Source organism: Flavobacterium sp. W20_MBD1_R3 (assembly GCF_052119725.1).
Taxonomy (GTDB): domain Bacteria; phylum Bacteroidota; class Bacteroidia; order Flavobacteriales; family Flavobacteriaceae; genus Flavobacterium.
Genome location: NZ_JBGQOR010000001.1, coordinates 643,992 through 657,455 on the forward strand (window position 1 = coordinate 643,992; position 13,464 = coordinate 657,455).

At 33.8% G+C, this 13,464-nt stretch carries 7 protein-coding genes; 6 read left to right on the forward strand and 1 reads right to left on the reverse strand.

From position 1 onward, the window contains the following. Positions 1 to 127 precede the first annotated feature (127 nt). From ACEN2F_RS02705 to ACEN2F_RS02730, 6 genes are all read left to right on the forward strand, one after another. Positions 128 to 1,957: a PAS domain-containing sensor histidine kinase gene (locus tag ACEN2F_RS02705; RefSeq protein WP_441735720.1), complete on the forward strand. Its 1,830-nt coding sequence runs from the start codon at positions 128 to 130 to the stop codon at positions 1,955 to 1,957. Continuing rightward, on the forward strand, positions 1,947 to 2,348 hold the full coding sequence (locus ACEN2F_RS02710) for a response regulator (RefSeq protein WP_441735722.1): 402 nt from the start codon (positions 1,947 to 1,949) through the stop codon (positions 2,346 to 2,348). The genes ACEN2F_RS02705 and ACEN2F_RS02710 overlap by 11 nt, the downstream gene beginning before the upstream one ends. 65 nt (positions 2,349 to 2,413) lie before the next feature. Beyond that, complete coding sequence (locus ACEN2F_RS02715) at positions 2,414 to 3,310, forward strand: ABC transporter ATP-binding protein (protein WP_441735935.1); 897 nt, start codon at positions 2,414 to 2,416, stop codon at positions 3,308 to 3,310. A 46-nt stretch (positions 3,311 to 3,356) separates the two neighbouring features. Next, on the forward strand, positions 3,357 to 4,193 hold the full coding sequence (locus tag ACEN2F_RS02720) for an ABC transporter permease (protein WP_441735724.1): 837 nt from the start codon (positions 3,357 to 3,359) through the stop codon (positions 4,191 to 4,193). A 15-nt stretch (positions 4,194 to 4,208) separates the two neighbouring features. Then, positions 4,209 to 6,533: a choice-of-anchor L domain-containing protein gene (locus tag ACEN2F_RS02725; protein ID WP_441735727.1), complete on the forward strand. Its 2,325-nt coding sequence runs from the start codon at positions 4,209 to 4,211 to the stop codon at positions 6,531 to 6,533. A 23-nt stretch (positions 6,534 to 6,556) separates the two neighbouring features. Beyond that, positions 6,557 to 11,032 carry a T9SS type B sorting domain-containing protein gene (locus ACEN2F_RS02730; protein ID WP_441735729.1) on the forward strand — a complete coding sequence of 1,492 codons (4,476 nt, stop codon included), beginning with the start codon at positions 6,557 to 6,559 and terminating at the stop codon, positions 11,030 to 11,032. 555 nt (positions 11,033 to 11,587) lie between these two features. On the opposite strand, the gene typA is transcribed toward ACEN2F_RS02730, so the two are convergent. Further along, positions 11,588 to 13,384: a translational GTPase TypA gene (typA, locus tag ACEN2F_RS02735; protein WP_441735731.1), complete on the reverse strand. Its 1,797-nt coding sequence runs from the start codon at positions 13,382 to 13,384 to the stop codon at positions 11,588 to 11,590. Positions 13,385 to 13,464 lie beyond the last annotated feature (80 nt).

Consider the following 13,464-nt stretch of genomic DNA (forward strand, 5'->3'; position numbering starts at 1 on the left):
AAACAGTCAACCCAAAAGTTAAGGTAACCGATAAATACATTTTTTGAACCTAAAATTGCTAAAACATAAAAAATAACCCCTACATTTGATATCTCCCCAAGACACTTAAACAAATCAAATCCTACTAATGAAGAACAAGATGGAACTCTATTTCAAGGCTGCGCAATCAGCTAAGATTGGAATATGGAAAATGAACTTGCAAACGGAAGATATTTATTGGGATGCAGTAACGAAATTTATTCTGGAAGTTCCAAAAGATTTTATTGCAACAGTTAGTAATGGAATTGATTTTTACACCTTTGGCGAAAATAGGGACCGAATAAAAAAATTTGTAGATCGGGCTATCAATGAAGGAATTTCATTTGAAGATAAATTTCAGATTACTACTGCAAAAAACAATCTCAAATATGTTGAATGTATTTGTCAAGTAGAATTCTTAGATGGAAAAGCGATAAATTTGTTAGGTACTTTTCAAGACATTACAAAAGAACAAAATCTAATTAATGAATTACAGCTCAGTGTAGAAAAATTTTCTTCTATTTTTTCTAGTGCTAATGATGCGATTTTTATTGTTGACACCTCAAATGGTATTATCACGGATTGCAATTCAAGATCCTCTGAACTTACCGGATACTTAGATTCAGAAATAAGAGGGATGCATAATTCCATCCTTTTTACTGTAGAATTTAGAAAAGCATTGCGTTTTTTTATAAAATACAACTTAACAAAAAATGAGTATACGGTTAACGACACTTATATAAAAGCAAAATCAGGAAATTCAATTGCTGTTGAAATTGCATCTGGCAAAAAATTTAAGGTTGGAGACTTGACCTATTTGGTATGTTTTGTAAGAGATATCACGGAAAGAAAAAATGTTGAAGACAAGTTAAATTTATTGTCTCTGGCTGCTTCAGGAACAACAGATACAATTGTAATTGCTAATTCTAATGGAGAAGCGATATGGGCAAATCAAGCTTATTTAGACCTCACTGGTTTGGGTATGACCGAAGTTTTAGGACAAAAACCAGGATATTTATCTAAAGGTCCCGAAACTGATATCGAGTCTACTGCTATGATGCGAAAAGCAATTAAAAATAAAGAAAGCATCAACATCACGATCCTTAATTATACTAAAACCAAAGAAAAATATTGGTTTGAGTTGAATATAAGTACCGTATTTGACAGCGAGAATAATTTCCTTCATTTTATAGGTGTTGGCAGAAATGTGACATTAAGAATTGAAAAAGAATTAGAACTAAAACGCTTATTAGAGATCACAAACAGCCAAAATAATAAATTATATAATTTTGCGCACATCATTTCTCACAATATTCGCTCTCACACTAGTAACCTATCAATGGTAATTGATGTGATTGATCATACTGACGATATTCCTGAAAAGCTTTCTTATTTCGATTTATTTAAAGAGGGCACACAAAAATTATCAGAAACAATTGAATATTTGAATGAAATTATAACCATTCAGCAGAAAACAAATATTGAAAAGAAAAGTATTCGTTTAAAACACGAAATTGAAAAAACAAGGATGGCTTTAAGTCTAAGTATCAAAGCTAGTGAAATCGTAATCACGCACTCAATACCCAATTCCTTAATGGTTAGCGTTATACCTGCTTATTTAGACAGTATTTTACTAAACTTATTTACCAATGCAATAAAATATAAATCTCCAAACAGAAATGCAACTCTAGAAATAAGTTATGAAACTAAAGACAATTACAACATTATAAATTTTAAAGATAATGGCTTAGGATTAAATTTAGAAAAAGATGGCCACAAGCTTTTTGGCATGTATAAAACGTTTCATGGCAATGAAGATGCGAAAGGAATTGGGTTATTCCTAACGAAAAACCAACTCGAGGCTATGGGAGGAAAAATTGAAGTAGAAAGCAAGGTCGGACAAGGCTCTAATTTTAAAATTTATTTAAATGAAAAATAAATTAACATACATCATTGATGATGACAAATTGACGGTAAAATTGATGAGCATCCTTATCTCGAAAAATAATTTTTGTGATGAAATAGAAACTTTTCACAACCCACAAGTTGCATTAGACAAGTTAAAACACAGTTTTAATACTAACGAAATCCTACCAGATACTATTTTATTAGATTTGAATATGCCCGTCATAGATGGATGGCAATTTTTAGAAGAATTTTTACTACTACCTATTCAAAAAAAGATTACTATTTTTATCATGACGTCATCCATAGATCCAAATGATATAGAAAAAGCTAAAAAATATAGTGTGGTCAAAGATTATATTGACAAGCCAATCACGGCTCAAAAATTAAATTCGTTGCGTGAATTGATCGAAGAGATAAACTAATGTGAAATTTAGAGTAACAAAATCCAGTGTTGTTCGTCCTATCTTAAATTTAAAAGATGAACCCTTTGGAAACGATACTTTCTATCAAAAATCTCAACAAACGTTATGGCTCACTTCAAGCTTTAAAAAACGTTTCTTTCGAAATACAAAAAGGCAATGTATACGGAATACTAGGTCCTAATGGGAGCGGGAAATCAACAACTTTAGGAATTGCTTTGAATGTAGTCAATAAAACTTCTGGAGAATACAGTTGGTTTGGCGGCACAATGGAAACTCACGAAGCATTAAAAAAAGTGGGAGCCATTATAGAAAGACCTAATTTTTATCCGTATATGACCGCTAAGGAGAACTTAGAATTAGTCTGTAAAATCAAAGGAATTAATTATGCGAAGGTCACCGAAAAGCTAGAGCTAGTGGGCTTGACGGAACGACAGGATAGTAAATTTAGTGCTTTTTCGTTAGGAATGAAACAACGTTTAGCCATTGCATCAGCTTTATTAAATGATCCTGAAATTTTAATTCTGGACGAACCCACAAATGGTCTAGATCCTCAGGGGATTCATCAAATTAGAGATATCATCAAGCAAATTGCAGCCAAAGGAACTACCATCCTACTCGCTTCCCACTTATTAGACGAAGTAGAAAAAGTGTGTACCCACGTTTTGGTATTAAGAAAAGGCGAGATTTTATACACCGGTTTAGTCGATGGAATGTCAGCAAATGAGGGCTTTTTTGAACTGCAAGCAGATGATTTAGATTCTTTAATAGCAATTGTAAAAACACATCCTGCTGTAAAAAATGTCGTCAAGGAGCATGATAAAGTATTGGTTTACTTAAAAGAGATTTTGGAAGCTAAAGAATTAAATCAGTATCTTTTTGAAAAAAATATAGTATTGAATCATTTGGTGAAGCGCAAAAACAGCTTGGAGGAACAATTTCTTGAATTGACAAAAAACCAATAAAAACTACCTTTCAATCGCAACAGCACACTAAAATTAGTATTTCAATATGAAACGACTTCTCTCAATAGAACTTCAAAAAATCTGGAAAAACAAAGCAAGCCGCGTTTTGACTTTGACTTATTTTATTCTTTTAACCTTTATTGCATTAATTGCTTCAATCAAATTTGATCTCGGTATTTTTAAATTTCATTTGGCCGAGATGGGAATTTTTAACTTTCCTTACATCTGGCATTTCAACACTTATATTGCTGCAATATTAAAATTATTCTTGGCTATTGTAATTGTTTCCATGATGGCTAACGAATACAGTTATGGCACCTTGAAACAGAATTTAATTGACGGAATGAGTAAAAAGGAATTTATTCAGTCTAAATTTCTTACTGTCGTATTATTTGCATCCGTATCAACTGTCTTTATTTTTATAATGTCACTCCTTTTAGGATACAGCTTTTCTTCGTATACCGAATTTAGTATTGTTTTCTCGGATGTCGAATATCTGCTTGCTTATTTTATCAAATTAGTTGGGTTTTTCTCTTTCTGTTTGTTCCTTGGAATATTGGTGAAGCGCTCTGCATTTGCGCTTGGATTTCTGTTAGTTTGGAATATTATTGAAGGAATAATCAATGGGATTTTGAGTTTCAAAGTGTTCCCTGAAAATACTACTGCAGCTTCTATTACTCAGTTTTTACCGCTAGAATCGATGTCGAATTTAATTGTCGAACCATTTTCCCGATTATCGGTAGTAAAAAATTTAGGAAACCAAATTGGTTTAGACAACATTAAAGATTATGGGGTTCAGTATTCAGCTGTGGCAATTGTGCTATGCTGGACTGCCATTTTCATATTCCTTTCCTACCGATTATTAAAAAAACGAGATTTGTAGTATATTTGCTAGGCTATGAAATGGGTAACAACAATTTTGATTTATGCCTGCGTGTATTGCTATACCTCTACAGCCACGGCGCAATATATTTTAGTTGACGATACTCAAAATGCACAAGAGCTAATTGAAAATGTTTTGGTAAACAGCTCTTGTGTAACAATTTCAAATCCAGCGGCTATAGGAGATAATTATTCTGGAAGTAAAAAAAGTTATGCTTATTTTAATACTGGAACCAGCGATTTTCCTTTCAAGGAAGGAGTGCTTTTGAGTACTTGGAGCAGCAAGAATTCCGAAGGTCCATTTATAAGAAACAAAGGTGGTGGCGACTCCCAATGGCCAGGTGATTTTGATTTAGAGCAAGTACTGAATTTAACCAAAACATTTAATGCTACTGTCCTTGAATTTGATTTTGTTCCGTTGACTAATTTTATTAGTTTCAATTATATCTTTGCCTCTAATGAATATCAAGATTACTATCCCTGCGCATTTTCGGATGGTTTTGCTTTTTTAATCAAAGAAAAGGGAAGTGTGGGAGCATATCAAAATTTAGCTGTAATTCCTAACACCAACACTCCGGTTTCTTCAACTAATGTGCATCCTCTAATTCCGGAATTTAATTCTGAAAACGGAATTATCTTAGGATGCCCTCCCGAAAATGAGAGTTATTTTGGAGGATACAACAATAGTTCCAGTGCTATAAACTATAGTGCTCAGACAATTGTTCTGAATGCGCAAAGTACCGTTATTGCAGGAAAAACTTATCACATTAAATTAGTCATTGCCGATGATTCCAATGAAGAATATGACTCCGCTGTTTTTCTTGAGGCGGGAAGCTTTCAACCAAAAATTGACTTAGGTCCTGACAGATTAATAACAACAAATACTGCTATTTGCTTTGGCGAAAGATATACAATTGATCCTAAATTAGCATCAAATTATACGTATCGATGGTACAAAAACAATACGCTTTTGCCAGAAAATACGCCAACTTACAACGTTACTAGCCCCGGAGTTTATAAAGTAGAAGTCTTACTTACAGCCAGTTGTATAGCAACGGAAGAAATTAGCATTGAATACATTCCGGAGATCGATCTAAAGGACACTACCCTATCACAATGTGATGATGATGCAGATGGATTCACCATTTTTGATTTGACTAAAGTTGATGTCATTGTTAAAAACAACATTCCTAACTTAAGTCCAGTACAGTATTATCAATCTTTAGCTGATGCCAAAGCAAAAACGAATGCCATTACTACTAACACTTCTTTTCTAAATACGAGCACAAATCAATCTGTATTTGCGAGAGTCACCAATGCATTAGGATGTGAAAATTTTGCAGAAGTAAAGCTGATTATTTCTAATAATAGCATTTCAGCACAAAATCCTATTGCAACTTGTGATGGTGATGGTCTCGAGGATGGTATGACACAATTTAACCTAAATACACAGGTAACACCTCAAGTACTATCAGGTCTACCAGCTGGAATGCTGGTGGAGTATTACTTAAACAGAACAGCTGCAGTTGCAGAAGAGAATGTATTACCTACTATTTTTAAAAATACAATTCCCTATCAACAAACAATTTTTGCTAAGATTATAAATGGACCGGACTGTTATGCAATTGTGCCAATAATTCTTGAAGTAAACCCTTTTGACCCACCCAATTTTCAAGACGAAACTTTGGTTATATGTGAAGGATTTGTAATTGATTTGGCCGTTGAAACTGGTTTTTCGAGTTATTTATGGAATACAGGAGCGGTAACAAATACCATCACTATTGATTCCCCAGGCTCCTATTCTGTTTCGGTACGCAATGAAAATGGTTGTCAAAAAACCAAATTGTTTACGGTTTCACTTTCAGGAATAGCAATAATTACAGGAGTACAAACAACGAGTTTTGCAAGAAATGAAAATGCTATCACAATTGAATATACTGGTATTGGTTCCTATGAGTTTTCAATAGATGGTGCTTTTTTTCAGGATAGTGCTACTTTTAGTGGATTGGCTCCCGGCAAATATTTAGTGTATGCCAGAGATAAAAATGGTTGTGGTTTATCACGGCCTTTCGTTGTTTATATTGTTGATTATCCTCGTTATTTCACACCCAATAATGATGGATATAATGATGTTTGGAATATTAAAAATTTAGAAACACTACCTAAATCTATGTTGTACATTTTTGATCGCTACGGAAAGTTCCTGAAACAATTGACCACATCCGGTGATGGCTGGAATGGAACTTTTAATGGTTTGCCACTACCTGCTGATGATTATTGGTTCCGTTTAAAATTTGTTAATGAAAAAGTAATAACAGGCCATTTTTCATTAAAAAGATAATATAAATTTGCTATTTTTAACACATGAAAAAAACGTTACTCGTACTCATAATACTTTTTTCTATAAGTTGTTACTCACAGTTTAGTAAAACACATTATATACCGCCATTGACCTGTTCTACAAATTTAGCGGGTGATCAGTATTTATATATTTCAACACCAAGCAACATTAATGTCAACTTTAAAATCATTGCTAACGGAATACCTATTGTTATCGATGCAGTAAAAAATGACACACCCTTCATTTATAATATTGGTCAAGGTCAAGATACTCAATTATTCACTCCAAAAAATAGTATTGGAAAAATAACAAACAAGGGGTTTATAATTGAGGCCGAAGATTTAATTTATGTAAGTGTTCGTGTCAATGCTGGATTTTCAAATCAAAATAATTCTTATAATCATGCTGGGGGATTAGTATCAAAAGGAAATAGTGCTCTGGGAAAAGAGTTTAGATTAGGAGCCATGTTGAATCCTGTTTACGATCAAAGTGTATTGAATTTTGCTTCGGTATTAGCCACAGAAAACGGAACAAAAATCACTATTTCAAAAATAGAAAATGGAACAAGATTATCCGATGGAACAATTATTTCTGGGCCTATAGAAGTTACTTTGAACAAAAATGAAAGTTATGTTTTGGCTTTAGAAAATTATAGTACTTCTATTTCTAATAGCTCTAAAATGATTGGAGCTTTAGTAGAATCAGATAAACCTGTAGCAATTAATTCAGGTTCTTTTGGAGGTAGTAATAGCTCATTTGTCAACCTACAAGGGAATCCTACTGGAAGAGATGTAGGTTTTGATCAAATTGTTCCAACAGAGAAAACGGGAAAAGAATATATCTTTGTTAAAGGTCTTGGCACAGATGAATTAGAACGAGTATTATTAATTGCCAATGAAGCTCAAACTGAAATTTATTTAAATAATGTTTTAGCGCCATTTACCATTTTAAATAATCCCGGGGATTACATTGTTATTGATGGAGGCCAATTTATTGATGGAAATTTATACGTTACCACCTCTCAAAATGTATCAGCCTATCAAAGTATAGGAGGTTCTAGCTCAAACAATAATCCGCCCGCTAATCAAAATTTGTTTTTTGTACCGCCTTTAAATTGTGCGACGCCTAATAGTGTTGACAACATTCCTCACATAGAATCAATAGGAGCTACATTTTATAATGGTGGATTAAATATTGTAACTGAAAATGGAGCAGCCGTTACTATAAATGGAAGCCCTATTAGCACTCCTGCATTTTCCATAACTGGTAACAACAATTATGTGCGGTATACGGTTTCTGATTTGAGTGGAAATATTACTGTAAAATCAACCAGACAAGTATATGTGTCGTATTTTGGAACAAATGGAGCGGCTACTTATGGCGGCTATTATTCAGGTTTTGATACTAAACCAGAGATAATTACAGATAAAATATTAGTTTCTAATACTGCATGTATTCCCAATATTATTTTAAAAATTAATACTTTATCCTCTTACGATTCTTTTCAATGGTATTTTAATGATATTCCAATTGACCTGGCCAACTCTAATTCATATAACCCAACACAGCCAGGATATTACCAAGTAAAGGGAAGTATCACAAATTGTCCCAATACTGTTCCTATTTTTTCAGATAAAATTCCAGTCAGTAGTTGTCCATTGGATTCGGATAATGACGGCACTAACAACAACATTGACATAGATTTAGATAATGATGGTATCATAAATAGCCTTGAAGCCAATATTTCGTTTTTAAACCAACAAAATAGCACCTTAAGTCCAGATTATAATGCTACAATATCAGGAAATGGAACAATTACCGGACAACCATTATATGGATTCGTATCGGCGGTTCCGCCTAGTCAAACCAGTTCTGTTTCGTACACGCTAAATCTAACCAAAACAGAAAGTATAAGCATTAATTATATACCACAAGACAACACAAATCAAACTACTGCTGTTTCTGACTATTTAAATGCCGAAGGTGACTTTGTTTTAAAAGTCCCTACAGACAAAACAATTACCCTCACGGACCCACAAAATCAATTATTAGTTGATACTAATTACGATGGAATATATGAAAGTGGCGTAACTGAATTTTCCTCTTTTGAAATTCGATTCAGATTAAAAAGTACCACTCCACTGGCTCCTGGTTCAGGTAGTTTCCAATTTTCATCGTATCACACTAATTCAGTAACATTGACTCATACAAATCTTTCTGAAACAAATACCAACAATGCCATTTTTACAATTAGTCATACTGCGACGTATGATTCGGATTTAGACACAATTCCAGATTTAGAAGATAGAGATAGTGATAATGACGGAATTCCAGATGCTATTGAAGCACAAGGAAAAGGATTCACGATCTTTTCTGGAACAGATTCAGATAAAAATGGACTAGACAATGCCTTTGGACCCGGTATTATACCCAAAGATACTGATCAAGATGGAATTCCGGATTATCTAGATGCAGATAGCGACAATGATGGTATTTATGATCTTGTTGAATCAGGACATAATGTGATTGACACCAATAAAGATGGAATTCTAGATGGTGGACCCGTTTATTTTGGCACAAATGGCCTTCTTGATGCGCTGGAAACGGCACCAGATAGTGGAAAACTAAATTATATCACTCTAGATACCGATGATGATGGCACTTCAAATTATATCGATCTGGACAGTGATAATGATTCTTGTTTTGATGTTATAGAGGCTGGCTTTTTGGATCCAGACAATAATGGACTGCTAGGCAGTAGTCTCGAAATAGTAAATCTAAATGGAAAAGTTACGAGTGGAAGTGGCTATGCAACTCCAAATAACAATTACACGATTGCGGCACCAATACTAATTATTGTGCAGCCACAAGCGCTACCAACATGTGAACTAGAAAGCACCGCAATTATGCTTCAAGACAATGGAGGTAATACATACCAATGGGAAGTCTCTACTAATGGCAGTAATTGGAATCCTATTATTAATTCTACTGTGTACAGTGGTGCAACTTCAAATACGTTACTGATTGATCCCGTCATAAAAATCATGAACGGTTATAAATATAGAGTAAAACTGGAAAAGACAGGAAATTCATGTGGTTTGATTTCTGCAGAAACGACTTTGATAATTACGAATTTACCAGCAGTTACTAATACAACAATTGTGCAGTGTGACGACGACCTTGATGGGTATTCCAACTTTAATTTAACGGTAAAAAATGATGCAATCTCTTCAAATGCAGTATTAGAAACATTCACGTATTATACAACACTTGAAGCTGCTGAAAATGCAGACTCCAGTAAATTAATACCCAATCCCTATGCTTTTAGGAATACCTCTACAGGAAATATGACCGTTTGGACACGCGTAGAAAATTCAAATGGATGTATCAAAACTGCTCAAATTAATTTGATCGTATCAACTACAAAAATTCCAACTTCATACAGCAGAATATTCAGTAATTGCGATGATTTAGGTGTAGAAAATGATGATACAGATGGAATATCAGCCTTCGATTTTAGTAGTGTAACTTCTGACATCCTCGCCATTCTTCCACCGTCAAGTACTCCTTATTTGGTACAATATTATAAAAATGAAGCTGATGCTTTATCCGAAAATGATGAAATAACAAATGTTTTTAACTATAGAAACGAGGGCTATCCACATCAACAAAATATTTGGATCAGGGTCGAAAGTGCCACTGATAATACTTGCTATGGCTTGAGCCCTAAAATTAAATTAATCGTAAATCCAAAACCTAATATTAACACAAACAAGAATTTAGCAGCTAATGAGTTGGTTTGTCTAAATCTTCCTACTTTTTACGTAACACTTGATTCCGGAATCGAAGATGGATCGCCAACTACTGATTACACCTACACTTGGTCCAAGGATAACAACTTGCTAACTAGCGAAACAAGTGCTACACTAGCTGTAAATCAAGAAGGAAATTATACTGTAACAGTAAGTTCTCTTGCTGGTTGCAGCAGAATAAGAACTATAAAAGTAACGGCTTCCGATGTTGCAAAGATTACCACAATTAACATTATAGACCTCTCCGAGACTAATACCGTAACAGTTATTGTTGGTGGCCAAGGAAGATACGAATACAGCATTGATGCGCCATTAGGACCTTTTCAAGATTCTAATTTCTTTGATAATATGGCTCCTGGTATTCATGAAATATTCATAAATGACAAAAATGGATGCGGGATCGTAAGTGAGACAATTGCAGTGATTGGCACTCCCAATTTTTTTACTCCAAACGGTGATGGTATTAATGATTATTGGAATATAAAAGGAATAAATGCTACTTTTAATCCCAATTCAATAATTTATATTTTTAATCGCTATGGCAAATTACTAAAACAAATCACAGCTTCGAGTCAAGGTTGGGACGGTACTTTCACCGGACAACCGCTACCATCTGATGATTATTGGTATACTGTAAAATTAGACGATGGCAGAGAAGCCAAAGGGCATTTTAGTTTGAAGAGATAAAGTAATTAGTTTGGCATGCCACCATAAATAAAGAGGGCCAACTCATCATTGCGCTAAGTTGGCCCTTTCTATTTATGCTGTCGGGCTATCCACGCTACTTCGGTAGCTTGTTCCTATCCCTCATGCAAATCTCGGACAAGAACTATTTCATGTACCTACAATTATAATTTAAAATTAAAAAGTAGCTACTGAAAACTACGATGTTAAAGCAGAATAGATTACTGCCTAAAAAAGATAAAATTTGATTCATATTTTACTCAAAATCTAAATTCGTTGTGAAATATCTTCAAATTAGCAAAACAGCTTCATTATCTAGTTTTAAAAAAAATATCATTGCAATCTGTGGCAAAAATTCTTTTAATAATTACTATAATATATGTCTTGCGACCCAAACTAAATTAGGAAACAAAAAACATATTAAAAACAAACCATGCACATAACTAATTTAGAATAGATTTGCTCCAAGTCCAATTAATAATTAAATTTGAAATTAAAAACCAAAAAAAAAAGCCATTCGAATGAACGAATGGCTTTTAACTTATATGAAAAATAAAATTAGATTTTGAATCTTTTTCTATCAGTTTCAGTCAAATATATTTTTCTCAAACGAATCGATTTTGGAGTTACCTCAACATACTCATCTTTTTGAATGTACTCTAAAGCTTCTTCAAGAGAGAAAATAACCGGAGGAATAATTCTAGCTTTATCATCATTTCCAGAAGAACGAACATTTGATTGTTTTTTCTCTTTAGTCACGTTTACGCACATATCATCACTACGAGAGTTTTCTCCAATTACTTGACCTTCGTAAATTTCATCATTAGGATTAACGAAAAATCTACCACGATCTTGCAATTTATCGATAGAATAAGGAATCGCTTTTCCTTTTTCCATAGAAATCAAAGAACCTTTATTACGACCAGAAATTTCTCCTTTGTAAGGCTCATATCCTATGAAACGGTGTGCCATAATAGCCTCGCCAGCAGTGGCAGTAAGCAATAAGTTACGCAATCCAATGATTCCACGAGATGGAATGTTGAATTTTATAATCATACGCTCTCCTTTAGTTTCCATACTCAACATTTCTCCTTTACGGAAAGAAACAAACTCTACCGCTCTACCAGACAAATTTTCTGGTAAGTCAATTGTTAATTCCTCAATTGGTTCACATTTTTTACCATCAATTTCTTTGATGATAACTTGTGGTTGACCAATTTGTAACTCATATCCTTCTCTTCTCATAGTTTCAATAAGAACTGACAAGTGAAGTACTCCACGACCAAAAACCATAAACTTATCAGCTGAATCAGTTTCACCCAATTTCATCGCTAAGTTTTTTTCTAATTCTTTAGTCAATCTATCTCTAATGTGACGAGAAGTTACAAATTTACCTTCTTTTCCAAAGAAAGGAGAGTCATTAATAGTGAACAACATACTCATTGTTGGCTCATCAATTGTAATTGTTTGTAAAGCCTCAGGGTTTTCAAAATCAGCGATTGTATCTCCAATTTCAAAACCTTCAACCCCAATAATTGCGCAGATATCTCCAGCAATTACTTCTTGTACCTTCTTACGACCTAAACCTTCAAAAGTATGTAATTCTTTAATTCGTGATTTAATGATTACACCATCTCTTTTGCACAAAGAAATTTGCATTCCTTCTTTCAAAACACCTCTTTCTAAACGACCAATAGCGATACGTCCAGTAAAAGCTGAAAAGTCTAAAGAAGTAATCAACATTTGAGGAGTTCCTTCTGATACTTTAGGAGCTGGCACGTTAGCGATCACCATATCTAATAATGCTTCAACATTATCAGTTACGTTTTCCCAATGGTCAGACATCCAATTGTTTTTAGCTGAACCGTAAACTGTTGGAAAATCCAACTGCCATTCTTCAGCACCTAATTCAAACATTAAGTCAAAAACTTTCTCATGTACTTCTTCAGGAGTACAATTTTCTTTATCGACTTTGTTGATTACAACACATGGCTTCAAACCAAGATCTAAAGCTTTTTGTAATACAAAACGAGTTTGAGGCATTGGTCCTTCAAAAGCATCTACAAGTAGACAAACTCCATCAGCCATATTCAATACACGCTCTACCTCACCACCAAAATCGGCGTGACCAGGAGTATCTATAATGTTGATTTTTGTTCCTTTGTATACTACAGAAACATTTTTAGAAGTAATGGTGATACCTCTTTCACGCTCTAAGTCGTTGTTATCAAGGATTAAGTCACCTGTGTTTTCGTTATCGCGAAATAACTGACAGTGATACATAATTTTATCAACCAAAGTTGTTTTACCGTGATCGACGTGGGCAATAATTGCAATGTTTCTAATAGATTCCATCTGTGATTTTTAATGGGTGCAAAGGTACACTTTTTTTTGATAAAAAAAATGTTTGTGCAATAGTTTACATATTCTTAACC

Excerpts from the sequence above, each read along its gene's own strand:
- ACEN2F_RS02725 (WP_441735727.1), top strand. The coding sequence starts at position 4,209 with ATGAAATGGGTAACAACAATTTTGATTTATGCCTGCGTGTATTGCTAT.
- ACEN2F_RS02710 (WP_441735722.1), top strand. The coding sequence starts at position 1,947 with ATGAAAAATAAATTAACATACATCATTGATGATGACAAATTGACGGTA.
- ACEN2F_RS02720 (WP_441735724.1), top strand. The coding sequence starts at position 3,357 with ATGAAACGACTTCTCTCAATAGAACTTCAAAAAATCTGGAAAAACAAA.
- typA (WP_441735731.1), bottom strand. The coding sequence starts at position 13,384 with ATGGAATCTATTAGAAACATTGCAATTATTGCCCACGTCGATCACGGT.
- ACEN2F_RS02730 (WP_441735729.1), top strand. The coding sequence starts at position 6,557 with ATGAAAAAAACGTTACTCGTACTCATAATACTTTTTTCTATAAGTTGT.
- ACEN2F_RS02705 (WP_441735720.1), top strand. The coding sequence starts at position 128 with ATGAAGAACAAGATGGAACTCTATTTCAAGGCTGCGCAATCAGCTAAG.